Below are 24,808 nucleotides of genomic sequence, written 5' to 3'. Positions count from 1 at the left end.
TCAGTAATACCTGTCGTATTATTGGGGATTTATGTCACGGGGTTAATTTGATTGTGTTTTGGATAACAGATTATTAGATTAGTCACATACAACGATTCGCTCGTTGGATACACCTTGCACCCCGTTTCCTGCTTAACCGCGCACGGAGAATCTCTATGACTAAATATCTGATCAAAAAGACCTTGGGCTGGTTACTCATGATCTTTTTGGCTACCAACCTCGCCTATCTCTTGGCGGCCAGCTTCCTGGACCCACGGTCCAACTACACCGGCCGCCGCCCACCGCTTTCACCGGAGGAAATCAATAGCCTCCTCGAGCCCTATAACCTCAGCCCCGATACCCCGCTGGTACAACGCTGGTGGACCTGGCTGACCAATATCCTCACCAAATGGGACTGGGGCCAATCCCCGGTGGGCGAAGTGGTGAATTCAGAAATTAGCTACCGCATCTGGGTTTCCGCGCAGCTGCTCCTACTGTCCACCATTTTGTCCATTCTCATCGGCGTGGCCGTGGGCGTTTACACCGCTTCGCGCCAGTACAAGACCGGTGACCGCATCTGGCAGGGCATTTCCATCGTCGCGATGAACACCCACGTGGTGGTGGCATCCATCGCCGTGGTGTGGGGCGCGCTCAAGATCAACGAGCTCAGCGGCAAGAAGGTTTTCTATGTGGTCGGCTCCCATTCGCTGGACGTGGAAGGTTTCTTTCCCAAGCTGGTGGACTCCGCACAGCACTTGATTCTTCCCACCATTTCATTGGTCTTCATTAGCTACGCCAGCTATCACATGACCCAGCGCACCTTGCTGCTGGATAACTTGGATGCGGACTATGTGCGCACCGCCCGCGCTAAGGGCTTGACCCGCCAACAGGCGATTCGCAAGCACGCACTGCGCACCTCCATCATCCCGGTGGCAACCTCGGTGGCCTTTTCCATCCCCGGCATCTTCACCGGTGCGGTGATGACCGAGCGCATCTTTGGCTGGAACGGCATGGGCCAGTACTTCATCGAGACCATTAGCAAGAACGACGTCAACGGTGCAGCGGCTGTCGCTGCCTTTGGCGCCGCCATGACGGCCATCTCCGCGGTATTGGCGGACCTGGTTGTCGTCGCGCTTGATCCACGAGTGAGGGTGAGTTAAATGACCCCATCTAAAGACCGCAACTATTTCAAGCAGGAACCGCGCGGGGAGATCACTGCACACAGCGAGGTCACTTCGGGAGACCCCTTCTCCCCCGCCGAGGCCGAGCAGGTAGCCACCTTGGAGCAGATGCCGCGTGGCACCTCGCGCTACAAACTTTACCTGCGCCGCTTCTTTCGCAATAAGCTGGCCACCTTGGGCCTTATAATCTTGGCTTTCTTGGTCTTTGCAGCGCTTTTTGGCGGCTTCTTTGCCAAGTGGGACTACACCGAGCCGGACTTCCTTGCACTATCGGAGCCGCCGAGCCCCGAGCACTGGTTTGGCACGAATGACACCGGCAATGACCTCTATGCCCAGACCATTCACGGTTTAGGCAGGTCCCTGACCATCGCCATCGTGGTATCCCTAGCCACCTTGGTCATCTCCGCGTTCATTGGATCCGCTGCAGCCTTGTGGGGCGGTGTAGCCGAAAAGGCGGTGCTGGCCGTCATTCACTTCCTGCTCTCCATCCCTACCTTCCTGCTCATCGCACTGGTAGTGGCGGATTCCGGCGGCGATTGGAAGCTGCTTATCGTCGTGCTCATCCTCTTTGGCTGGATGTACCAGGCCCGCGTGATTTGGTCGCTGGCGCTCACTGTGCGCGAGCAAGACTACGTCCGCGCGGCGAGCTACATGGGTGTATCCAAGCTGCGCACCATCGTGCGCCACGTCATTCCCAATATTGGTTCGCTGCTCATCATCCAGTTCGTCTTCGGCGTGGTGGGCACCGTGGGCTCCGAGACGGCCCTGTCCTTCCTGGGGTTGGGCGTCAAGCTTCCCGACGTCTCCCTCGGCACCCTCCTGCAGGGCGGCACCGCCGCCGTGCAATCCTCCCCGTGGCTGTTCTACTTCCCTGCCGCAACCCTGACCTTGCTCACCGTGTCCATGGCTTTCATTGGCGATGGCCTGCGCGATGCGCTCGACCCCAACTCGAATTCCGGAGGTAAAGCATGACCTCGCCCGTCTTATCCGTCAAAGACCTGCGCGTTAACTTCCCGTCCGAAGCCGGATCCGTCTCCGCGGTCCGTGGCGTAGATTTTGATCTCTACCCTGGCCGCACGCTCGGCATCGTGGGCGAATCCGGTTCCGGTAAGTCCGTGACCTCCATGTCCATCATGGGGCTCCTGCCGGACTACGCGAAGATCACCGGGTCCGTAAAGTTCGACGGCCGCGAGCTGCTCGGTCTCAGCGATAAGCAGATGTCCGAGATTCGAGGCAACGGCATTGGCATGATCTTCCAGGATCCGCTCTCCGCGCTCACCCCGGTCTTCGATATTGGATCGCAGTTGGTGGAAGCAATTCAGGCCCATAGGGACGTCGGCAAGAAGCAGGCCCTCAAAGAGGCCACGGAGTTGCTCGATCTCGTGGGCATCCCCGATCCGCACCTGCGCCTGAAGTCTTTCCCGCACGAGTTCTCGGGCGGCATGCGCCAGCGCGTGGTAATTGCCATCGCAATCGCCAATAATCCGCGCGTACTCATCGCCGATGAGCCCACGACCGCGCTGGATGTGACCATTCAGGCGCAGATTCTGGAGGTCATTAAGCTCGCCCAGCGCGAAACCGGCGCCGCCACCATCATGATTACCCATGACATGGGCGTGGTGGCAGAAACGGCCGATGATGTCATGGTCATGTACGCCGGCCGACCCGTGGAGCGCGGCGATGTGGATACCATCTTCTCCCAACCCCGCATGCCCTATACCGTGGGCCTGCTCGGCTCTACGCCCCGCCCGGACGTGTCCGCAGAAGAGCCGCTCACACCCATCGTGGGCAGCCCGCCGGTGCTGGTGGACCTCAAGCAGCGCTGCCAGTTTGCCCCGCGCTGCCCCGTGGCGCAGCCCGCCTGCTCCGATGGTGAGCCGCCGCTTATCCCGCTTGACGACGCCCCCACACACCAGAGTGCCTGCCTGCGCGCGCCCGAGATCCACGACCGCAAAATCGGCGGCGAGCTCATGTTCAAGCCCCCGCAGCTCGCGGAGGACGTCATGGCCGGTATCCCCCGCGAGGAGCGTCCCACCACCTTGGAGGTCACGGACCTGCGCAAGGAATTCCCACTTACCAAGGGCGCGCTGGTCAAGCGCCGCGTGGGCACGGTCAAGGCAGTGGACGGCCTTACTTTTGATATTCGCAAGGGCGAATGCATGGCCATCGTGGGCGAATCCGGCTGCGGCAAGACCACCACCCTGCTAGAAATCATGGACTTAAAGCCCGAAAATGGCGCAGTCGTGCTCAACGGGAAGGACGCGGCCGGGATGAGCAATTCCGAGCGCCGCGAGGCCCGCAAGGACATTCAAATTGTCTTCCAGGACCCGATGAGCTCCCTCAACCCGCGCCTGACCGTGCGCGAGGTCATCGCCGAACCACTCAACTCCCTAGGCTATGACGGCGACGTGGATGCCCGCGTGAACGAGCTCATGGGCCTTGTCGGCTTGGACTCCTCCCAGCTGGATCGCTTCCCCAGCCACTTTTCCGGCGGACAGCGCCAGCGCATCGGCCTCGCCCGCGCGCTGGCCACCAACCCCTCGGTCTTAGTGCTGGATGAGCCCGTCTCCGCACTCGACGTCTCCATCCAGGCCGGCGTCATCAACCTCTTGGAGGACCTCAAGCGAAAGCTGGGCCTGTCCTACCTTTTCGTCGCCCATGACCTGTCCGTGGTGCGCCACCTTTCAGACCGGGTGGCCGTCATGTACAAGGGGCAGTTTGTGGAGTCTGGGCCAACCGATGAGATCTTCGAGAACCCTCAAGCGGACTACACCAAGAAGCTCCTGGATGCCATTCCGATTCCGGATCCGGAGGCTGCCCGCAGGCGACGCAAGCCCGGCCCGGCACAAGCCTCACCAATTTCCCAAAAGTGACACACCACACAGCGCGCGTTATATATAGTTAACCTCACACCTGAAGTGCTGTGGCAGCTTACCCCGCTACCGCAACCTTCACCTTCCTCTCACTCAAGGAGAAACCCCACCATGAAAAAGTTCACTCGCTTCCGGATTGCTACCGTAGCTACCCTCTCCGCCGCAGCCCTCGCCCTCACCGGCTGCGCCGCCAACTCGGACGGCGACTCCACCAAGGCAGTCGGCGGCCTCGACATCGAGGTTAATCCGGCTGGCGACTACAACGAAAAGTCCCGCGACGAACTCAAGGACGACGGCGAACTCACCCTCGCTCTCGATGAACTCACTGAGCAGCAAAACATGTTCCACGCCAACATGACCGCCGATACCCGCAAGGTCTGGGGCTGGTACAACCCACAGCTTGCGCTGTACGACGGCGAGGGAAACTACACCCCAAACCCCGACTACATCGACGAGGCCAAAGAAGACAAGAAGGGCAAGAACACCGTCGTCACCTACAAGATCAACAAGGACGCCACCTTCAACGACGGCACGCCCATCGATTGGAAGGCCTTTGAGAATACCTGGCGTTTTAACAACGGCAAGGACGAGGACGTCCAGGTAAACTCCACCGACGGCTACGAGCGCATCACCTCCGTGGAAAAGGGAGCTACCGACAAGGACGTCGTTGTCACTTTCGACGGCCCCTACCCGTGGTGGCAGGGTCTCTTCAATCAACTGCTCCACCCCGCTATTGATAGCCCAGAGAAGTTTGACAAGGCCTACCTGGGCAAGCTGAACCCGCAATACGGCGCTGGCCCATTCAAGGTCGACAACGTGGACTTCAAGGGGGGCACCCTCAGCCTCGTGCCCAACGAAAAGTGGTGGGGCGATAAGCCAAAGATGAAGAAGGTAAGCTTCCGCGTCATGGAATCCCAGGCCACCATCAACGCCTTCCAAGCCGGCGAAATCGACGCCGCCGGTGTGGCCGATAAGAACAGCCTCACCATTGCCGGCGAGATGGGCGATGACATCGACATCCGTGCCGCACTGCGCCCCGCCAACGTCATCTTCACCCTCAATTCCAAGGCGCCACAGCTCAAGGATGAGGACGTGCGCCACGCCGTCTTCTCCGCCATCGACCGCGATCAGCTGGCCGAAATCCGCTATAACGGCCTGGGCTACGAAGAGGAAATGCCGGGATCCCTTACCCTCTATTCCACCCAGGAGGGCTACAAGGACAACATCAAGGACGTCATCAAGTTCGATCCTGAGGAGTCCAAGAAGCTGCTAGAGGACGCCGGCTATCAGCAAGGCGATGATGGTATCTACGCTAAGGACGGCGAGAAGCTCTCACTGCGCTACATCCTCATCGGTGACGATGAAGTGTCGAAGTCCCTCGCCGCGGCGGTGCAAAAGATGCTCAAGGACGTCGGCGTTGACCTCAAGATTGAAGAGCGCCCTTCGTCCGAGTTCTCCAAGGTAACCTCGGAGCGAGATTTCGACCTCTTCCTTTCCGCGTTTACCTCCTCTGACCCGTTTGGCGTCGCATACTTTGGCCAGACCTACGCCAGCGATTCCACGCTGAACATGTCGAGCACCGGCACCAAGGAATTCGATAAGAAGATTGAGGAGCTGCAGAACCTGCCAACCAAGGACGAGCAGATTGACCGCGTCAATGAACTCGAGTCGGAGGCCTTCGGTCACTACGGCATCCTCCCCTTTGCCAACGGCCCACAGATGGTCGGCGTGAAGAAGGGCCTGGCCAACTTCGGCGCTAACGGCTTCGCCATCCTCCCCAAGGAAGACATCGGCTGGGAGAAGTAACAGCACTATAAGCCTCTAGCGCACTACGCTCAAGCCACCCGCGGCACTCCGAACAGGCGATGCCGCGGGAGGCTTCATTTTCCCCGAAAAGTCCACGCATACGGCATCAACTACAAACCGTTACTCCGCGCGCAGCTTCGGTGGCCAGGGATCAAAAAATCCGCCCCACCCGAAGGTGGAGCGGACTCTTTAAAGCTCTACTGAGCGGTTACGGGGTATCGATTACTCGATAACCTTGGTAACGCGGCCAGCGCCGACGGTGCGGGAGCCCTCGCGGATAGCGAAGCGCAGGCCCTCGTCCATAGCGACCGGCTGGATGAGCTCAACGGACATCTCAACGTTGTCGCCAGGCATAACCATCTCGGTGCCCTCTGGCAGGTGAACAACACCGGTAACGTCCGTGGTACGGAAGTAGAACTGCGGACGGTAGTTGTTCATGAACGGGGTGTGGCGGCCGCCCTCTTCCTTCTTCAGGACGTAGACGGAACCCTCGAACTTGGTGTGCGGGGTGTAAGCGCCCGGCTTGATAACAACCTGGCCACGCTCAACGTCCTCACGCTTGGTACCACGCAGAAGCAGACCACAGTTGTCGCCAGCCTCGGTGTAGTCCATCATCTTGCGGAACATCTCGATACCGGTAACGGTGGTGGTCTGGGACTTCTCCTGGATACCGATGATCTCAACGTCCTCGTTGACGTTCAGACGGCCACGCTCAACACGGCCGGTAACAACGGTACCGCGGCCGGTAATGGTGAAGATGTCCTCGATAGGCATCAGGAACGGCTGGTCGGTAGCGCGCTCCGGATCCGGAATAGCGTTGTCGCAAGCTTCCATCAGGTCAACGACGGACTGTACCCACTTGTCGTCGCCCTCGAGGGCCTTCAGAGCGGAGATGTGAACGATAGGAGCTTCCTCATCGTAGTCCTGCTCTGCGAGCAGCTCACGGATCTCCATCTCAACGAGCTCGATGATTTCCTCATCATCAACCATGTCGCACTTGTTCAGTGCAACGAGGATGTAAGGAACGCCAACCTGGCGAGCGAGCAGAACGTGCTCGCGGGTCTGCGGCATCGGGCCATCGGTTGCAGCAACAACCAGGATAGCGCCGTCCATCTGAGCAGCGCCGGTAATCATGTTCTTGATGTAGTCGGCGTGGCCCGGAGCGTCAACGTGTGCGTAGTGGCGCTTCGGGGTGGAGTACTCAACGTGGGAGATGTTGATGGTAATACCGCGCTCCTTCTCCTCAGGAGCCTTGTCGATCATGTCGAACGCGAATGCCTGGTTCTCCTCAGGGTACTGGTCAGCCAGAACCTTGGTGATCGCTGCGGTGGTGGTGGTCTTGCCGTGGTCGACGTGTCCGATGGTGCCGATGTTCACATGCGGCTTCGTACGCTCGAACTTCTCCTTTGCCACTGTATGTCCTCCTGGACTATATGGTGGCTACGACCTTCGCAGCCACGTGGTTGACAGTTGTCATTGGCACCCGACCCACAGTATGTGGGGCAAAGCGCTAATGACGCTTTCTTTACGTGCCAGTTACACGATCCTAGATTTATGTCGCGGTTTTTTCAAACCGCCGTTATAGGAGGTAACCCCGCGAAAAATCGCGGCCATTTCCCTCGACAAGAATCTTTTGAAAAGGATCCTGGGAGGGTAACGGCCGGCTCAACTCACAACTTAGAAGCCTAAGCTGCAAACTCAGCCCGCCGCTACCCTGGCCCAGTTGTCCCGCCCCGCGGCGGGTCTGGCATCTACTGGCGAAGAGTACCAGCCCGACTAAACCGCGGAGGAGACGGGGCTAGCGCTTAGTTAGCGCCGCCGGTGCGCTCCTCGATGATCTCCTGTGCCACGGAGGAAGGAACCTCTGCGTAGGAATCGAAGACCATGGTGAAGTTTGCGCGGCCTGCGGTGGAAGAACGCAGGTCACCGATGTAACCGAACATCTCGGACAGCGGCACCTTAGCCTTAACAACCTTCGCACCGGAGCGGTCTTCCATAGCGAAGACCTGGCCACGGCGGGAGGAGATGTCACCGTTAACGGTACCCATGTACTCCTCAGGGGTAACAACCTCAACGGCCATCATCGGCTCGAGCAGAACCGGCTTAGCCTTGGCCATTGCTTCCTTGAAGACCTGGGAGCCGGCCAGCTTGAAGGCCATCTCGGAGGAGTCGACGTCGTGGTAAGCGCCGTCTTCCAGGGTGGCCTTGATGTTGACCATCGGGAAGCCTGCCAGGTAGCCGTACTGCATAGCGTCCTGGATACCAGCGTCGACGGAAGGAATGTATTCCTTCGGAACGCGGCCACCGGTAACGGCATTCTCGAATGCGTAGGTTGCGGACTCGCCCTCTTCCAGGGTCTCTGGGTCCGGGTTGTACGGCTCGATGGTGCAGATAACCTTTGCGAACTGACCGGAACCACCGGTCTGCTTCTTGTGGGTGTATTCCATGGACTCAACCTTCTTGCGGATGGTCTCACGGTAGGCAACCTGCGGGTTACCGATATTTGCCTCGACCTTGAATTCGCGCTTCATGCGGTCAACCATAACGTCGAGGTGGAGCTCGCCCATGCCGCCGATAACGGTCTGGCCGGTCTCTTCATCCAATTCAACGGTGAAGGTTGGGTCCTCAGCAGCGAGCTTCTGGATAGCGGTACCCAGCTTCTCCTGGTCAGCCTTGGTCTTTGGCTCAATGGAAACCTTAATAACTGGATCCGGGAAGTCCATGGACTCGAGGATGATCTGGTCATCCTTGTCACACAGGGTGTCACCGGTGGTGGTTTCCTTCAGGCCGATAACCGCGTAGATGTTACCTGCGTCAGCCTGCTCAACAGGGTTCTCCTTGTTGGCGTGCATCTGGAACAGCTTGCCGATGCGCTCCTTCTTACCCTTGGTGGAGTTCATAACCTCGGTGCCCGGCAGAACCTGACCAGAGTAAACGCGGACGAAGTTGAGCTGCCCGAAGAACGGGTGTGCAGCAACCTTGAAGGACAGTGCAGAGAACGGGGACTCAACGGAAGGCTTACGCGTAACCTGCTCATCCTCGTCGCCGACAGCGTGGCCGACAACCTCGCCAACATCGAGTGGGTTCGGGAGGAAGTCAACGACAGCGTCGAGAAGCGGCTGGACGCCCTTGTTGCGGTATGCGGTACCGCAGTAAACCGGGTAAACCTCGGTGTTGATGGTCAGTTTGCGGATGCCGGCCTTGAGCTCCTCAATGGTCAGCTCCTCGCCGCCGAAGTACTTCTCCATGAGCTCTTCGTCGGACTCAGCAACGGTCTCAACCAGCTTCTCGCGGTACTCTGCAGCCTTGTCCTTGAGGTCCTCTGGGATTTCCTCGTAGGTAGGCTCAGCACCGGTCTCGACCTTGCCACGCCAGGTGATGGCCTGCATATTCAGCAGGTCGACAACGCCGTCGAAGTCATCCTCAGCGCCGATAGGCAGCTGCATAACCAATGGCTTAGCGCCCAGGCGGTCAATGATGGTCTGAACGGTGAAGTAGAAGTCAGCGCCCAGCTTGTCCATCTTGTTGACGAAGCAGATACGCGGAACGTCGTACTTAGCAGCCTGACGCCACACCTGCTCGGACTGCGGCTCAACGCCTTCCTTACCGTCGAAGACAGCAACAGCGCCATCGAGAACACGCAGGGAGCGCTCGACCTCAATGGTGAAGTCAACGTGACCCGGGGTGTCGATGATGTTGATCTGGTTGTTGTCCCAGAAACAGGTCACGGCAGCGGAGGTAATGGTGATGCCGCGTTCCTTCTCCTGTGCCATCCAGTCAGTGGTGGAAGCACCGTCGTGGGTCTCGCCCACCTTACGGTTGATACCGGTGTAGAAGAGAATACGCTCGGTGGTCGTCGTCTTACCAGCATCGATGTGGGCCATGATGCCGATGTTGCGGACCTTGTTCAGGTCCTTAAGCACTTCTTGTGCCACGTTTATACCCCAACTTAATAGTCGTCGACGCCGTGACCAGGTTTCTGGCTATGACGCCTGCATGGATAAGGTCTTTTAATTTTTGCCACTATTGGCCGTCCTAGGTGCACGCATGCGCCTAGACTTCCATCGCTTCAGTGTACTGGACACTCCACGATGTCGCTGGACTGGGCGGGCATACCGCCCAGAAATCACACCCATTAGGGCAAAAAATGACCCAAGCAAGAGATATGGAGTTTTGTGTTGCCGCGGCGGGAAAACTGCCGACAGCCAGCGCGAAACTTGTTTCTCGTTGCTTGGGCCATTGATGTGGGTGCTGAAATTACCAGCGGTAGTGGGCGAAGGCGCGGTTGGCCTCTGCCATCTTGTGAGTATCCTCACGACGCTTAACGGAAGCGCCGAGGCCGTTGGAGGCATCCAGGATCTCATTTGCGAGACGCTCGATCATGGAGTTCTCGCGACGCTGGCGGGTGAAGGTCACCATCCAGCGCAGTGCCAGGGTGTTAGCGCGGTCAGGGCGAACCTCAACCGGCACCTGGTAGGTAGCGCCACCGACACGGCGGGAGCGAACCTCGAGGTCTGGGCGGATGTTGCCCAGTGCCTTCTCCAGGGTGCCAACCGGATCGGTACCGGTCTTCTCACGGCAAGCCTCGAGAGCGCCGTAGACGATGCGCTCTGCGGTGGACTTCTTGCCGTCCTGGAGGATCTTGTTGACGAGCATGGTTACCTGCTCGGAGTTGTATACCGGGTCCTTGACTACAGGACGCTTCGGAGCAGCATTCTTACGCATTGTTTATTACTGTCCCTTCTTTGCGCCGTAACGGGAACGTGCCTGCTTACGGTCCTTGACACCCTGGGTATCCAGAGCGCCGCGGATGATCTTGTAACGAACACCAGGAAGGTCCTTCACACGGCCGCCGCGAACGAGGACCATGGAGTGCTCCTGCAGGTTGTGGCCCTCACCCGGAATGTAGGCGGAAACCTCAATACCGGTGGTCAGGCGAACACGAGCAACCTTACGCAGTGCGGAGTTCGGCTTCTTAGGAGTGGTGGTGTACACGCGGGTACACACGCCGCGACGCTGCGGGGAACCCTTCAGCGCAGCGGTGGAAACCTCTTTACGCTTATCGTGGCGGCCCTTGCGGACCAGCTGCTGAATAGTTGGCATTTAACAGTCTTTCTGTCGAATCGCACCGTAGCCAAAGGAAAGGAACCAAACATGCAAAAATAGGCGCTCTTTCCCGGGGCGCTGCCGCATGTCCAGAACTCTTCCCAAAGCCGGTGCTTTGTAAAGGATCAGACTCTTCACCGCGCGCCTAGAAAGGCACGCATAGTGAACTGACGTTTAGAGTAGCAAACCGACCGCGCTTTATACAAAACGCGATCGGCGCCTTCCTGCTGCTAGGACCATTCCCAGACCAGGTCCGCCTCGGCGGCCTTGGTGGCAAAGTAGTTCTTTTCCTGTTCTTCCCACGTTTCAAACCACGGCTCGTAGCCAGGCTCGCGGGCGATGGCGCGTTCGCGGCGTTGGTCACGGGGGCCGTCGATAAGCACGCTTACTACCGCGCCCCTCTCCTTGGCCGCGGCAATATTGGCGGCGGTTACCGAGCCCACGCCTTCCACGATGAGATCATCGCGCACATCCAGGCTGGCCCAGTCCCCCGGGGCACCTGCTTCCCAGTCCCAGCGCCAGTAGCCGGGGTTCATGGTGCGCAATACCTGCTCGGCCACCATGTCCGAGCCCTTATCCAGGCCGTGCCAGCCGGGGTAAAACTCATCGAGGTGCACCACCCGCCAATTGGTGCGCTCGGCCAGCGCGGCAGAGGTCCAGGTTTTGCCGGCGCCCGAGGGGCCGTCGATAAGCACGGTCACCGGCTTGAAGGCGCGCTTTCTGGCTGCGGCCAGCTTGACGATGTCCTCTAAAAGTCGCTCTTGTTGGCTATCAAAGTCCATGGTCGCTCAATCACTGCTTTCGCGGGTTATAGGCCGAAGAATCTCCAGGCCCCAGTGAGTACCGAAACTACCACCGGTACGAAAGCAAGGACGGCGCCGCAGACCATGATCCACCCATCGCGGGCCCGCAGCCGCGACTCACGCGCCCACGAGCGCTTCCCACCGCCAGGCGGGGTACGGCCGAAACCGCGCGCCTCCATGGCCGTTGCCAACTTGCCACCGCGGCGCAGCGCAATTACCAGAAGGCCAAAGGACATGGTCAGCAAATGCTGCAGCTTGCCGACGTCCGTCAGCCCCCTCGCCCTGCGCGCCATACCCAGCGACTGCCAGTCAGATTGAAATAGCGTCATCATACGCACCCCGGCGACCGCACCAATAACAAAGCGCGAGGGCAGCTTGAGGATCTGCGAGAGAGCATCGCCTAATTCGGTCGGATCAATATCACGGGCTAGGACCACCATGGGCAGCGCCACTGCAAAGACACGCAGCGTAATGGCGATCGCGAGGGTCAGGGAATTCTCGGTGACCTGCACCAGCCACCAACTGAAATACTCTTTACCACCAGGCTCGCCGTACAACAGCATCGAGATGCCAGAAATCGGCGCAATGAGAAACAGGAACCACCCGGATTTAAAAAGCCGCACCCATGACACCCCGCACAGCGGCGCAAGGATCAGGGTAAGCGACAGCGATACCGCGGCCGAGACCCAGTCAATGGAGGCCAATAGTGGGGTAACCCAGATAAACATCAAAAAGATGCGGCTTAGCGGGTTAGCCCCGCGCAAAAGATTAGGCACCGTGAACCTCCACTCGGTGATCCCCCAAGGCCTGGATAAATAGCGGGTCATGGGTAATAGAGGCGATGGTGGTGCCATCATCTGCCAATTGCCGCAGCAAGCGCACCAGCTCCACAAAGGTCTGGGGGTCTTGCCCAAAGGTGGGCTCATCCAAGAGCAGCACCGACGGCGCGGTGACCAAGGCAGTAGCCACCGATAGGCGCCGCTTCTCGCCGCCTGAAAGCGTAAACGGGTTGGCCTCCAAGAGATGCTCCAGCCGCAGTGATTCCACCAGCTGCGCGATCCTCTCCTCCGGCGGGTCCACGCGCATTACCTTGGGCGCAACCCGCAACTCCTCGGCCACCGTGCGGGCGACGAATTGGTGCTCCGGGTTCTGGAAGACAAAGCCAATGCGGTCCGCCAGCTCGCGCGATTTCCAGCGCAGCGGCGGCCCCTTGACCCCGCGACGCACGAAATCGGCCACCCCGATCTCACCGGATTTTGCCGGCAGCAACCCGGCCATGGTCATCAACCAGGTGGACTTACCCGTGCCATTCGGCCCGGTAATGACCGTAGATGCTCCCGCAGGCAGCGCAATCGTGCGCGGCGGACCATAGCGGGTGACGAGGTCCGTACTCCACAGCGCGGCCTCGCGCCCTGCCAATTCGGCCTCGCCCATACGGCGCGCCTGCGGCAATCCTGCAACCTGGCGGCGCTGGGCCACCTCCGCGAAGGATGTATCGGCCACGATGCGCCCGCGGTCCAGCTCCACTGCGCGGTCGAGCACGCCGTCCCACGCCGCGTGCTGGTGTTCTACCACCACGAGCGTCGCGCCGGTTTCTTCCACCAGCCTGGATACGGCGCGCACCACATCGCGTGCGCCGGCGGGGTCAAGGTTGGCCGTGGGTTCATCGAGAAGCACCACGCCCGCCCCCATAGCGATGACGCCGGCGAGCGCCAAGCGCTGCTTCTGCCCACCAGAGAGCCGCTCGGTGGGGAAATCCAGATCCACGAACGGGCCAACCAGTTCCTTAGCGGCGGCCACGCGGCGCCAGATTTCCTCGCGCGGATACGCCAAATTCTCGCAGCCAAAGGCAATGTCATCGCCCACGCGCGCGGAGATCACCTGCGAATCCGGGTCCTGGAGCACCAGCCCCACCGGGATGGTGTGCCCCGGCTCCTCCACCCGGCCGCTGGAATCCTCCAAAAGAAGCTCACCCGTGCGGGTTCCTTCCTCATCGGAGCCCAATACACCGGCCATCGCCGCAAGGAAGGTGGACTTGCCCGATCCGGAGTCACCGCATAAAAGCACGCGTTCGCCCGGCTCGATAACTACGTCAATATCGGACAGGGCCGGCTCGCTGCGCCCGGCATGGGTCCAGCCGAATCCGCGGGCCGTTATCTTGGTGGCGTTTCCCGCCAATGATGCACAATCAGACACGTACGCAACACGCCCTAAGCGCGCTGTTCACGGCCTGCGGCAAAGCGATCCAAGCCACCGGTCTTGGCCAGGGCCTTCACCAGGAAGAAGCCCAGCGCACCGGCCAAGATAGCGCCGGAGATACTCAAGGTAACCAAGTAGATGAGGTTGAACTCAAATGAGCGAGCCAGGTTGCCGGAGGTAAACAGCTCCAGGATAAAGGCACCCCAGCCCGCTGCCATGCCAGCCAGAATAGATACCCCCAGGCCAAACTTGCGGTATAGGAAGATCGCCAGGATGATTTCCACGCCGATACCCTGCGCCAAGCCCGAGTACAGGGTGCTAATGCCCCACTGGGAGCCCAGCACCGCCGATACGGTGGCGGCCAAAACCTCAACATAGATGGCCGCACCCGGCTTGCGAATAATCAGGCCACCCAGCACACCACCGATAAGCCAAATGCCAGTAGCAATGCCTCCCAGGCCCGGGGTCACGGCATCCATAGCCTCAAACCAGGCATAACCCACTGCATTCCATACCAGGAATAAAACTCCGCAGGCCACGCCCAAAACGGACGCCACCACAATATCGACCACGCGCCAGTTCAGGCTGCGCTTCGGGGCAGCGGACACACGTGTATTAGTAGTCATAATTTCCTCCCTCTCGCCGGCATTACCCGGATCAGGTTCTACGGTTCACCGCGCATCTGGCGGCGTCTCAGCCCATCGCAGCTACCCAATAGCAGCGGACGAGCACCCGTGATGTGTGTAGTTCTCAAACGCTTGCGCCAGGAGTTTAAGACAACCTGACCAAAAGCTGCATTCATCCTAGCAAGCCCTCCCCAGCGCACCAGCATTAGTTTCCCCACAAGCCCCCGCTTGCCGACGCCCCCTTCTCCCCCACCCAAGCAGCCCAGAACAAAAATGAGCCCCGCCGCGGCCTCTTACTTCCGCGACGGGGCTCCATGGATCCTCTAGTCAAAGGTTCTAAGGAAAGGAAAAAATACCTCAGGAGAATCCAAGTCCCATGAAATTACTAAGCCGCATTGGGCGAGAATTTCAGCAAAATATTTACTTCGATGTTAACGCCAGAAACAATACAGGAGTTTTCGCAATTCCGAAACTGAAACCACATTCCTCGGCCCTAGCAGGAAAGACACCCACCAGAACCGGGACTCACCCCGGCTCCGGCAGCATCTCATTCCCTAGCAGACGGGAAGCTAACGCCCTTCCCGTGGCGCGGAAGTGTGGGGCCGAAGCCCCACACGGAACCGATTACTTAGAGGAGCTGGAGGAGCTGGAAGAACCGCCGTTCGGAGAACAAGCGTTTGCCACCAGACCCAGAGCCAGAGCACCAGCGGCTGCCAGTGCAATGCCACCTCCAATGCGGCCAGCCTCAGGGCTAACCTTCTTCAGCATCAGGTTAATCTGATTTGCCTGCTGAGCCAGCGGGCCATTGTAGATGCCCAGCTGCTTCTGCAGCGCAGTGTTCTGCGCACCCAGCTGACGGTTGATGCCATCAATCTGAGCAGAAACCTGCTTCACCAGCGGGGAGAAGCCCGGGATGTTCATCTGGGAAGCCAGACCAATCGGCAGCAGGAACAGCAGCGGGATGCCTACACCAGCAGCAGCCGGCGCACAGCGCTTCCAATCAACATTGGAAGAACCAGAAGACAGGTCCGGCAAGGAGGAGCCGCCAGTCAGGTCGGAAGAACCGCCCTGATTGTCCGGCTCTTCGCCCTTAACGCCGACCTCAACCTCGGCCTTACCACCATCAAGGTCTTCGTCCTCGATGACTACGGTAATTGGGCCTTCAACGTCCTCACCCGGAGTAACAACAACGTTGCCGTTGTCATCAATCTTGGCAGGAACGTCCTTGCCATTCTTATCCGTAGCAGAAACCTTGGTGCCCTCATCAGGGTTGGTCACCTTGATGCCGGTGTTCTGGTCTTCACCGGAAGGCTTTACATCCTTCACACCGGACTTATCAACGGAGGTTGCTCCCTGGTCATCACCAGGCTTGGCTTCCGGCTTGGAATTTGCATCCTTCGGATCGGTGCCTGCCTCAGTTTCTTCTGCATCGGTAGCACCGTCATTGTCGTCATCGGTGTCGGTGACATCCGGCTGGCCATCGCCATCGGTATCACGCTGAACCGTAACAGTCTTGGTATCCTGAGCAACTTCCTTGCCATCGGAATCGGTGACAGAAACAGTTACCTCAACATCGCGCTCTTCTTCATCCTTACCCCAGTCAGAAACCGACGGAGTACCGGTGACCTCACCAGTGGACTCATCAACGCTCAAGCCGTCAGGCAGACCCTCAGCAGCAACCTTGCCACCCTCTGGGATGTTCTTTGCAACCTCGAACGGGTCAGCTTCCTGACCATCGACAACGGTTACCTTATCGGTAACAACCGAAGGCTCATCAGTCAGAGCAGGCTTAGAAGAATCATCCTTCGGATCGGTGCCTGCCTTTTCTTCTTCTGCATCGGTAGCACCGTCATTGTCGTCATCGGTGTCGGTGACATCCGGCTGGCCATCGCCATCGGTATCACGCTGAACCGTAACAGTCTTGGTATCCTGAGCAACTTCCTTGCCATCCTTATCGGTGACAGAAACAGTTACCTCAACATCGCGCTCTTCTTCATCCTTACCCCAGTCAGAAATCTTGGCTGGAGTACCGGTGACCTCACCAGTGGAAGGGTTCACGGTCAAACCAGCCGGCAGACCCTCAGCCTTAACTTGGCCGCCCTCTGGGATGTCCTTAGCAACCTCGAACGGCTTAGCCTCCTGACCCTCAACAACGGTCACAGTGTCAGGCACTACAGAAGCATTAGAGGTGTCTGGGGCATCGGTCTTCGGCTCGGTGATCTTCACATCAATCGGATCACCAACCGGCTTGCCATCCTTGTCCTTAACAACAACCTTGGCATCCTGCGGCTTAGTACCCTTCGGCACCGTCACCTTGACGTCACCAGTCTTCGGATCAATCTCAACCTTGGCACCATCAATCGGATTGCCGTCCTTGTCCTGGACCTCACCAGTCATGCCCTCAGTCGGGTTCTTAACCTTGTCATCCAAGGTCTTCTCCGAACCATCAGCCGGAACCTCATCGGTCTCAGAACCAGTGGTAATCGACGGAGCCGGAGTTTCACCCTTCGGTTCAGTGATCTTCACATCAATCGGATCACCAACCGGCTTGCCATCCTTGTCCTTAACAACAACCTTGGCATCCTGCGGATCAGTACCCTTCGGCACCGTCACCTTGACGTCACCAGTCTTCGGATCAATCTCAACCTTGGCACCATCAATCGGATTGCCGTCCTTGTCCTGGACCTCACCAGTCATGCCCTCAGTCGGGTTCTTAACCTTGTCATCCAAGGTCTTCTCCGAACCATCAGCCGGAACCTCATCCGTCTCAGAACCAGTGGTAATCGACGGAGCCGGAGTTTCACCCTTCGGTTCAGTGATCTTCACATCAATCGGATCACCAACCGGCTTGCCATCCTTGTCCTTAACAACAACCTTGGCATCCTGCGGCTTAGTACCCTTCGGCACCGTCACCTTGACGTCACCAGTCTTCGGATCAATCTCAACCTTGGCACCATCAATCGGATTGCCGTCCTTGTCCTGGACCTCACCAGTCATGCCCTCAGTCGGGTTCTTAACCTTGTCATCCAAGGTCTTCTCCGAACCATCAGCCGGAACCTCATCGGTCTCAGAACCAGTGGTAATCGACGGAGCCGGAGTTTCACCCTTCGGTTCAGTGATCTTCACATCAATCGGATCACCAACCGGCTTGCCATCCTTGTCCTTAACAACAACCTTGGCATCCTGCGGCTTAGTACCCTTCGGCACCGTCACCTTGATGTCACCAGTCTTCGGATCAATCTCAACCTTGGCACCATCAATCGGATTGCCGTCCTTGTCCTGGACCTCACCAGTCATGCCCTCAGTCGGGTTCTTAACCTTGTCATCCAAGGTCTTCTCCGAACCATCAGCCGGAACCTCATCCGTCTCAGAACCAGTGGTAATCGACGGAGCCGGAGTTTCACCCTTCGGTTCAGTGATCTTCACATCAATCGGATCACCAACCGGCTTGCCATCCTTGTCCTTAACAACAACCTTGGCATCCTGCGGATCAGTACCCTCCGGCACCGTCACCTTGATGTCACCAGTCTCCGGATCAACCTCAACCTTGGCACCGTCAATCGGGTCACCGGACTCATCCAAGACCTCACCAGTCATGCCCTCAGTCGGGTTCTTAACCTTGTCATCCAAGGTCTTCTCCGAACCATCAGCCGGAACCTCATCCGTCTCAGAACCAGTGGTAATCGACGGAGCCGGAGTTTCACCCTTCGGTTCAGTGATCTTCACATCAATCGGATCACCAACCGGCTTGCCATCCTTGTCCTTAACAACAACCTTGGCATCCTGCGGATCAGTACCCTCCGGCACCGTCACCTTGACGTCACCAGTCTTCGGATCAACCTCAACCTTGGCACCATCAATCGGATTGCCGTCCTTGTCCTGGACCTCACCAGTCATGTCCTCAGTCGGGTTCTTAACCTTGTCATCCAAGGTCTTCTCCGAACCATCAGCCGGAACCTCATCCGTCTCAGAACCAGTGGTAATCGACGGAGCCGGAGTTTCACCCTTCGGTTCAGTGATCTTCACATCAATCGGATCACCAACCGGCTTGCCATCCTTGTCCTTAACAACAACCTTGGCATCCTGCGGATCAGTACCCTCCGGCACCGTCACCTTGACGTCACCAGTCTCCGGATCAACCTCAACCTTGGCACCGTCAATCGGGTCACCGGACTCATCCAAGACCTCACCAGTCATGCCCTCAGTCGGGTTCTTAACCTTGTCATCCAAGGTCTTCTCCGAACCATCAGCCGGAACCTCATCCGTCTCAGAACCAGTGGTAATCGACGGAGCAGAAGACACAACAAAGGAGTCCGAAGCTGTAACGTTGCCATCTACCTCGAGCTCAACACGAATAGTCTGCGGTTTTTGATGTCCTTCGGAATATCCAAGGAGCACGCTTCAGCACTGGCCGTATCAGTCAAACCGTCACAAGCCTTCAGCTCACGACCACGCTCGTCACGCCATACAACTCGAACCGGATTGGTCTCGTCAAAGACGCGGGTTACATCAATATCAGCCTTCTGACCAGGCGCGGCCACGCCAGTAGCATCCTGCCCGTCAAACTTGACAACTTTGATCTGATCGACGAAGCGAACCGCAACAGGAAGGTGAGAGTTATACCAACCAGGACGCCCTAAGGGGTTCTTCACCGCACCAGAAGTCTTTTGGTTCAAAGGCTGGAAAAGGTTCGCACCGTGGGCACCGTAAGTCGGCTTCCAGTTACCTTCGGGGTCCTGAACGAACTGGTAAGCGTACTTCAGTGCCTCTTCGTTTTCCGTGTCAAAGTGAGCACGGTAGTAGCCGTCTTTATTCGTCTCATTAACCACCGTCTGCGCGATGAACTTTTCGCGGTTAGCGTCGTTCTCAAACAGCTGACGAATCTTGTCAGCACGCACGTCAGGGCGCTCACCGTCAAACTGCTTCACGGCCTGGAGGCCTTCATCAGTCAAAATCGTAGAAACGACCTTGTAGCCTTCAACGAATCGCTCACCCGCAGACGTCGGAAGTCCGATATGCCCACGCTCCTGCTCGGATTCCAGCCACACGCGACCCTCAATGTAGAACTGGTTCGGATCCTCACGGCTATCCGGAGCGACATCGTAGCCGTCAGTGTCAATCTTCCACTCACTAGGATCAGCCGTCATGTACGGCGCAGGCGCTTCAACGACGTCAAGAGCGGTACGCGCCATATATTGGCCCGCAAGACCAAACGCACCATTCGGCTCATTACCGACCGGACCGTAAAAACCAGGGAAACGGCCGGGCCACTGGTACACCTGCTGCAATGGCTGGCCAGCGCGACCAGTTTGACCCTCGGCAAGCCAAATGCGCGCCTTTGCATTCATACGGTAAGTGTGTTCCTTACCGTTTTTATCGGTCCAAGATCCCGGAGCGAAAACAAAAGTACCCGGGCCAGAGGTGGTGCCATCCCCGCCATACTCCAAGAAGTGGGTCTTTGCCGAGTACACCGGGCTAACTGCGCCGTCGTCATCAATCCACTGGAACAACACCGTTGTGCCATCCGGAACGTGCGCCTTACCATCGTTTTCGGAGGTCTGAGAGTTCTGCCCCGCCAGCAGGTACACGTGACCGTTATAAACTGGAGCACCATTGACCTTCTTCAGGCCACTTCCGCTGGTCACATCTCCACTAGCGATGGCGTCGGCGTCAATCGGGTTATTGCCAGAGCTGCCGGGAACAGAAGCATCAGCAGTGTCTTGAGCCTGTGCAACCGCAGCGTTCTGCGGAGCAACAACCGGGTGAACGAATGGAGCTACGAGAGCAACAGAGAGAGCAGCGGCAGCGATTGTAGTGCCGCGACGGCGAGTTACACCGTTAAAACTCTTCATTTTCATGAAAAGCCCTTCCTTAGAATGAGAATAGGGATTGTCCAAAGAACAGCAACATAGACAACACTCATACCTGGAGCCAAATATTGACTTTTGTATTGATGTTGGCTGTCTCCAACCTGAATCATATTAATGTTCACTGGGAACCGCAACACTCGAAACATTAAGAGTTCACAGCCTTTTCGCAGGTTAACGGCGTAATCATAAAACGTTTACTATAGCTACCGGTACGGGCCCCATGGATACGCCTATAAAATGTTATGGGTGTTATCCCATATAACTGGAACATATACGAAAACACCCCCACCATCTTGACTACTTCAAGACAGCGGAGGTGTTTCTCGCGCTCTATATTGAGCTTGCTTCTTCTCGTTTAGAAGGTGAAGTCCTCATCCAGCGGGACGGAAGCACCGGTGAATTCACCGAAGCCGTCATCGCCGTAGATGGAATCGCCGTAAGTCGGAATCGAGTATGCAGCGTTGCGTGCAGCCTCGGTCGGCTTGACGGAGATGTTGCGGTAGCGGGAGATACCGGTACCGGCTGGGATCAGCTTACCAATGATGACGTTCTCCTTGAGGCCAATGAGCTTATCGGAGCGCTTGTTAATAGCGGCGTCGGTAAGCACGCGAGTGGTCTCCTGGAACGATGCAGCGGACAGCCAGGACTCGGTAGCCAAGGAAGCCTTGGTAATACCCATGATCTCCGAGCGCAGCTGAGCCGGCTCGCCGCCCTCTGCAACCTGGGCAGCGTTGAGCTGCTTGGCCTCAGAGAGGTCGATGAGGTTACCCGGCAGCAAGTCCGTGGTACCCGCATCGATGACGGTGCCACGGCGCAGCATCTGGCGGATGATGATCTCGATGTGCTTATCGTGGATAGCCACACCCTGGGTACGGTACACAGCCTGAACCTCATTGATGAGGTGCTGCTCCACGCCACGGCGGCCGAGGACCTCGAGCACGTCGTGCGGGTCAGCCGCACCACGCATCAGGCGGTCACCCGTCTCAACATGGTCGCCGTCCTTGAGGGAACGCTCAATCATGGCGTCTGGGTTGGACTCCATCGGGCGACGAACCTGAGCCAGGCCCTGACGCTTGGAGAGCTTCTCATAGACCACGTCATCAGAGCCGTCATCCGGGGTGATGGTCAAGGTCCAGAAGTTGCCCTCATCGGACAGGGAAACGGTGCCGTCAACGGAGGCGATAGGAGCGCGGTTCTTCGGGTTACGGGCCTCGAAGAGCTCCTGAACACGCGGCAGACCGCCGGTAATATCGCCACCGACACCACCCTGGTGGAACGTACGCATGGTCAGCTGGGTACCCGGCTCACCAATGGACTGTGCAGCCACGATGCCGACGGCCTCGCCGATATCGACGAGCTGGCCGGAAGCCATGGACTTGCCGTAGCACTTAGCACAAACGCCGGCCGGGGTCTGGCAGGTCAGCACGGAGCGAACCTTGACCTCGGTGACCTTAGCGTCAAGCAGCTTCTGGGTGAGCTCCTCGGTGAGGTCGGAGCCGGCCTCGGCCACAACCTCGCCGTTGGCGTCTTTGACGTCGGTCGCGATAACGCGGCCGGATGCGGAGGTCTCCCACAGCTCGGAGAGAACAACCTTGTCGCCGGACTCCTCGCCGATTGGGACGCGGACGCCCTGGCGGGTGCCACAGTCCTCTTCGCGGACGATGACGTCCTGGGCCACGTCCACCAGACGACGGGTGAGGTAGCCGGAGTCAGCGGTACGCAGTGCGGTATCGGCCAGGCCCTTACGGGAACCGTGGGAGTTGTTGAAGTACTCCAGCACGGACAGGCCTTCGCGGAAGGAGGTCTTAATCGGACGGGTGATGTAATCACCGTGCGAGTTCACAACCATGCCCTTCATACCGGCCAGCGTCCAGATCTGACGCATGTTACCGGCAGCACCAGACTTCACAATCATCGGAATCGGGTTGTGGTCCGGGTACATGTTCTCGACGGCCTCACCGACGGTATCGGTAGCGTCCTTCCACAGCTCAACCAGGCGGTCGTAGCGCTCGCGCTCGGTCAGGGCGCCCTGCTCCCAGTACTTGCGCTCGATGCGCTCTGCTTCCTTCTCATAAGACTCGAGGATCTCGGTCTTATTCGGCAGAACCAGAACGTCAGACATGGTGATGGTCACGCCGGAACGGGTTGCCCAGTAGAAGCCGGCATCCTTCATGTTGTCCAGCACCTGAGCAACGGTGATCATCGGGTACTTATTGGCCAAGTCATTGACCACGTCACCGATGAGGACCTTGTTGCCGGAGCCGCCGCCCTTACGGACCATGATGCCCTCGAGGTACGGGTAGTTCCATGGCAGCAGCTCGTTGAACATGACGCGGCCGATGGTGGTGTAGCCCATCCATGCCTGGCCCTTGGTCCAGCCATCCGGGAACTGCTCTTCCTCGATCTCCTTCGGCGGGCGAAGGTGATCGATGCGGACCTTGATCGGAGCCTGCAGGCCAACGGTGCCGCGGTCATAGGCCATGAGGGCCTCAGCGTAGGAGGAGAAGACGCCGGTAGCTGGCTTGTCCTCCTCTGCCTCGCGGAAGCGACCATTGCCGCCGATCTCGTCCTCGGACTTGTCCATGGTCAGGTAGTACAGGCCGGTAACCATGTCCAGACGTGGCATGGCCAGCGGCTTACCGGATGCCGGGGACAGAATGTTGTTGGACGCCAGCATCAGGACGCGGGCCTCAGCCTGTGCCTCAGCGGACAGCGGCAGGTGGACTGCCATCTGGTCACCGTCGAAGTCGGCGTTGAACGCCTCACAAGCCAGCGGGTGCAGCTGAATAGCCTTACCCTCAACCAGCTTCGGCTCGAAGGCCTGAATACCCAGGCGGTGCAGCGTAGGTGCACGGTTGAGCATCACTGGGTGCTCAGAAATGGCCTGCTCCAGAACGTCCCACACCTCTGGGCGCTGGCGCTCAACCATGCGCTTGGCGGACTTGATGTTCTGAGCGTAGTCGTTTTCTACCAGGCGCTTCATGACGAACGGCTTGAACAGCTCGAGCGCCATGAGCTTCGGCAGACCACACTCGTGCAGCTTCAGCTGCGGACCAACGATAATAACGGAACGGCCGGAATAGTCCACACGCTTACCCAGCAGGTTCTGGCGGAAGCGGCCCTGCTTGCCCTTGAGCAAGTCAGACAGGGACTTCAGCGGACGGTTGCCCGGGCCGGTAACCGGACGGCCACGGCGGCCGTTATCGAAGAGCGCGTCTACAGACTCCTGCAGCATGCGCTTCTCGTTGTTCACGATGATCTCTGGAGCGCCCAGGTCGATCATGCGCTTCAAACGGTTATTGCGGTTGATTACGCGGCGGTAGAGGTCGTTCAGGTCGGAGGTAGCGAAGCGGCCACCGTCCAGCTGCACCATCGGGCGCAGCTCTGGCGGGATAACCGGGATGGCGTCCAGCACCATGCCTGCCGGATCGTTGCCGGAGCGCAGGAAGGCAGCAACGACCTTCAGGCGCTTCAGGGCACGCATCTTCTTCTGGCCCTTGCCGTTGTTGATGATCTCGCGCAGTTCCTCGGCCTCAGCCTCGAGGTCGAAGTTGCGGACCAGGGTCTGGATGGCTTCTGCACCCATGCCGCCGGTGAAGTAATCCTCGTAGCGGTCAACCAGCTCTTCGTAGATGGTCTCATCAATGATCATCTGCTTCGGAGCCAGCTTGATGAAGGTGTTCCAGATTTCATCCAGGCGGGCGATTTCGCGCTCGCCGCGCTCACGGATGTGCTGCATCTCCTTATCGGCAGCGTTTTGTACCTTCTTGCGGGCATCTGCCTTGGCGCCGGCTGCTTCCAACTCAGCCAAGTCAGACTCCAGCTTGGAGGCGCGCTCTGCGATCTCGGACTCGGTATCGTCCTCAACGTCCTTCTTCTCCAGAAGCATCTCTGCTTCCAGAGTGGACTGGTCGTTGTGGCGGGCCTCTTCATCCACGGAGGTGATGATGTTGGCTGCGAAGTAGATGATGCGCTCGAGATCCTTCGGAGCCAGGTCCAGCAGGTAGCCCAGGCGGGAAGGAACGCCCTTGAAGTACCAGATGTGGGTTACCGGAGCAGCCAGCTCGATGTGGCCCATGCGCTCACGGCGAACCTTGGACTTGGTCACCTCAACGCCACAGCGCTCACAGATGATGCCCTTGTAGCGGACGCGCTTGTACTTGCCACAAGCGCACTCCCAGTCACGGGTGGGGCCGAAGATGCGCTCGCAGAAGAGGCCGTCCTTCTCCGGCTTCAGGGTGCGGTAGTTAATGGTCTCGGGCTTTTTGACCTCGCCCTTGGACCAGCGACGAATATCGTCTGCGGTGGCCAGACCGATGCGGAGCTCGTCGAAGAGATTTACGTCAAACACGTAATGTCTCCCTT

Annotated in this window: 15 protein-coding genes and 1 riboswitch; of the genes, 4 read left to right on the top strand and 11 right to left on the bottom strand. The window is 58.5% G+C overall.

The features are described from left to right. The first annotated feature begins 155 nt into the window (after positions 1 to 155). The 4 genes from ACKFRX_RS02335 to ACKFRX_RS02320 all read left to right on the top strand — a co-directional run bounded on the left by ACKFRX_RS02335 (position 156) and on the right by ACKFRX_RS02320 (position 5,839). The gene (locus ACKFRX_RS02335) at positions 156 to 1,139 is read left to right on the top strand and encodes an ABC transporter permease (RefSeq protein ID WP_408928046.1); all 984 of its coding nucleotides are present in this window, start codon (positions 156 to 158) and stop codon (positions 1,137 to 1,139) included. Further along, a complete protein-coding gene (locus ACKFRX_RS02330; protein ID WP_200436207.1) occupies positions 1,140 to 2,132 on the top strand; it encodes an ABC transporter permease in 993 nt (330 codons plus the stop codon). It abuts the gene before it with no gap. Further along, positions 2,129 to 4,033, top strand: a complete 1,905-nt coding sequence (locus tag ACKFRX_RS02325; protein ID WP_005322861.1) for an ABC transporter ATP-binding protein — start codon at positions 2,129 to 2,131, stop codon at positions 4,031 to 4,033. Before ACKFRX_RS02330 ends, ACKFRX_RS02325 begins: the two co-directional genes overlap by 4 nt. A gap of 111 nt (positions 4,034 to 4,144) precedes the next feature. Then, a complete protein-coding gene (locus tag ACKFRX_RS02320) occupies positions 4,145 to 5,839 on the top strand; it encodes an ABC transporter family substrate-binding protein (RefSeq protein ID WP_005322862.1) in 1,695 nt (564 codons plus the stop codon). 222 nt (positions 5,840 to 6,061) lie between these two features. Here the strand turns inward: ACKFRX_RS02320 and tuf are convergent, their stop codons facing one another. The 11 genes from tuf to ACKFRX_RS02265 all read right to left on the bottom strand — a co-directional run bounded on the left by tuf (position 6,062) and on the right by ACKFRX_RS02265 (position 24,794). Further along, positions 6,062 to 7,252, bottom strand: a complete 1,191-nt coding sequence (gene tuf, locus ACKFRX_RS02315; RefSeq protein ID WP_408928045.1) for an elongation factor Tu — start codon at positions 7,250 to 7,252, stop codon at positions 6,062 to 6,064. A gap of 392 nt (positions 7,253 to 7,644) precedes the next feature. After that, entirely contained in the window at positions 7,645 to 9,774 is a 2,130-nt protein-coding gene (gene fusA / locus ACKFRX_RS02310) for an elongation factor G (protein WP_269954323.1), read from the bottom strand. 322 nt (positions 9,775 to 10,096) lie between these two features. After that, complete coding sequence (gene rpsG, locus ACKFRX_RS02305) at positions 10,097 to 10,564, bottom strand: 30S ribosomal protein S7 (RefSeq protein WP_005322865.1); 468 nt, start codon at positions 10,562 to 10,564, stop codon at positions 10,097 to 10,099. Positions 10,565 to 10,570: 6 nt separating this feature from the next. After that, complete coding sequence (gene rpsL / locus ACKFRX_RS02300; RefSeq protein WP_005322866.1) at positions 10,571 to 10,942, bottom strand: 30S ribosomal protein S12; 372 nt, start codon at positions 10,940 to 10,942, stop codon at positions 10,571 to 10,573. Positions 10,943 to 11,175: 233 nt separating this feature from the next. Beyond that, positions 11,176 to 11,727: a hypothetical protein gene (locus ACKFRX_RS02295; RefSeq protein WP_150850536.1), complete on the bottom strand. Its 552-nt coding sequence runs from the start codon at positions 11,725 to 11,727 to the stop codon at positions 11,176 to 11,178. A gap of 26 nt (positions 11,728 to 11,753) precedes the next feature. Beyond that, on the bottom strand, positions 11,754 to 12,524 hold the full coding sequence (locus ACKFRX_RS02290; protein ID WP_005322868.1) for an energy-coupling factor transporter transmembrane protein EcfT: 771 nt from the start codon (positions 12,522 to 12,524) through the stop codon (positions 11,754 to 11,756). Further along, positions 12,517 to 13,944 carry an ABC transporter ATP-binding protein gene (locus ACKFRX_RS02285; RefSeq protein WP_408928044.1) on the bottom strand — a complete coding sequence of 476 codons (1,428 nt, stop codon included), beginning with the start codon at positions 13,942 to 13,944 and terminating at the stop codon, positions 12,517 to 12,519. Before ACKFRX_RS02285 ends, ACKFRX_RS02290 begins: the two co-directional genes overlap by 8 nt. Before the next feature lie 14 nt (positions 13,945 to 13,958). Continuing rightward, a complete protein-coding gene (locus ACKFRX_RS02280; RefSeq protein WP_005322871.1) occupies positions 13,959 to 14,573 on the bottom strand; it encodes an ECF transporter S component in 615 nt (204 codons plus the stop codon). Then, a riboswitch (TPP riboswitch) is annotated at positions 14,563 to 14,693 on the bottom strand. Its footprint overlaps the gene before it by 11 nt. A gap of 504 nt (positions 14,694 to 15,197) precedes the next feature. Further along, positions 15,198 to 18,875: a putative Ig domain-containing protein gene (locus ACKFRX_RS02275; protein ID WP_408928043.1), complete on the bottom strand. Its 3,678-nt coding sequence runs from the start codon at positions 18,873 to 18,875 to the stop codon at positions 15,198 to 15,200. 32 nt (positions 18,876 to 18,907) lie between these two features. Then, on the bottom strand, positions 18,908 to 20,431 hold the full coding sequence (locus ACKFRX_RS02270) for a hypothetical protein (protein WP_408919260.1): 1,524 nt from the start codon (positions 20,429 to 20,431) through the stop codon (positions 18,908 to 18,910). 367 nt (positions 20,432 to 20,798) lie between these two features. Beyond that, on the bottom strand, positions 20,799 to 24,794 hold the full coding sequence (locus tag ACKFRX_RS02265; RefSeq protein ID WP_179387368.1) for a DNA-directed RNA polymerase subunit beta': 3,996 nt from the start codon (positions 24,792 to 24,794) through the stop codon (positions 20,799 to 20,801). Positions 24,795 to 24,808: the final 14 nt, after the last annotated feature.

The sequence above is a fragment of the Corynebacterium tuberculostearicum genome, from assembly GCF_046097465.1.
Taxonomy (GTDB): Bacteria; Actinomycetota; Actinomycetes; order Mycobacteriales; family Mycobacteriaceae; genus Corynebacterium; species Corynebacterium tuberculostearicum_I.
This window is presented reverse-complemented; position numbering and strand designations above follow the sequence as displayed.

Bases quoted from the DNA above. Each gene is read 5' to 3' on its own strand.
- ACKFRX_RS02335 (WP_408928046.1), top strand. From the start codon at position 156: ATGACTAAATATCTGATCAAAAAGACCTTGGGCTGGTTACTCATGATC.
- ACKFRX_RS02330 (WP_200436207.1), top strand. From the start codon at position 1,140: ATGACCCCATCTAAAGACCGCAACTATTTCAAGCAGGAACCGCGCGGG.
- ACKFRX_RS02325 (WP_005322861.1), top strand. From the start codon at position 2,129: ATGACCTCGCCCGTCTTATCCGTCAAAGACCTGCGCGTTAACTTCCCG.
- ACKFRX_RS02320 (WP_005322862.1), top strand. From the start codon at position 4,145: ATGAAAAAGTTCACTCGCTTCCGGATTGCTACCGTAGCTACCCTCTCC.
- rpsG (WP_005322865.1), bottom strand. From the start codon at position 10,564: ATGCGTAAGAATGCTGCTCCGAAGCGTCCTGTAGTCAAGGACCCGGTA.
- rpsL (WP_005322866.1), bottom strand. From the start codon at position 10,942: ATGCCAACTATTCAGCAGCTGGTCCGCAAGGGCCGCCACGATAAGCGT.
- ACKFRX_RS02295 (WP_150850536.1), bottom strand. From the start codon at position 11,727: ATGGACTTTGATAGCCAACAAGAGCGACTTTTAGAGGACATCGTCAAG.
- ACKFRX_RS02280 (WP_005322871.1), bottom strand. From the start codon at position 14,573: ATGACTACTAATACACGTGTGTCCGCTGCCCCGAAGCGCAGCCTGAAC.
- ACKFRX_RS02270 (WP_408919260.1), bottom strand. From the start codon at position 20,431: ATGAAAATGAAGAGTTTTAACGGTGTAACTCGCCGTCGCGGCACTACA.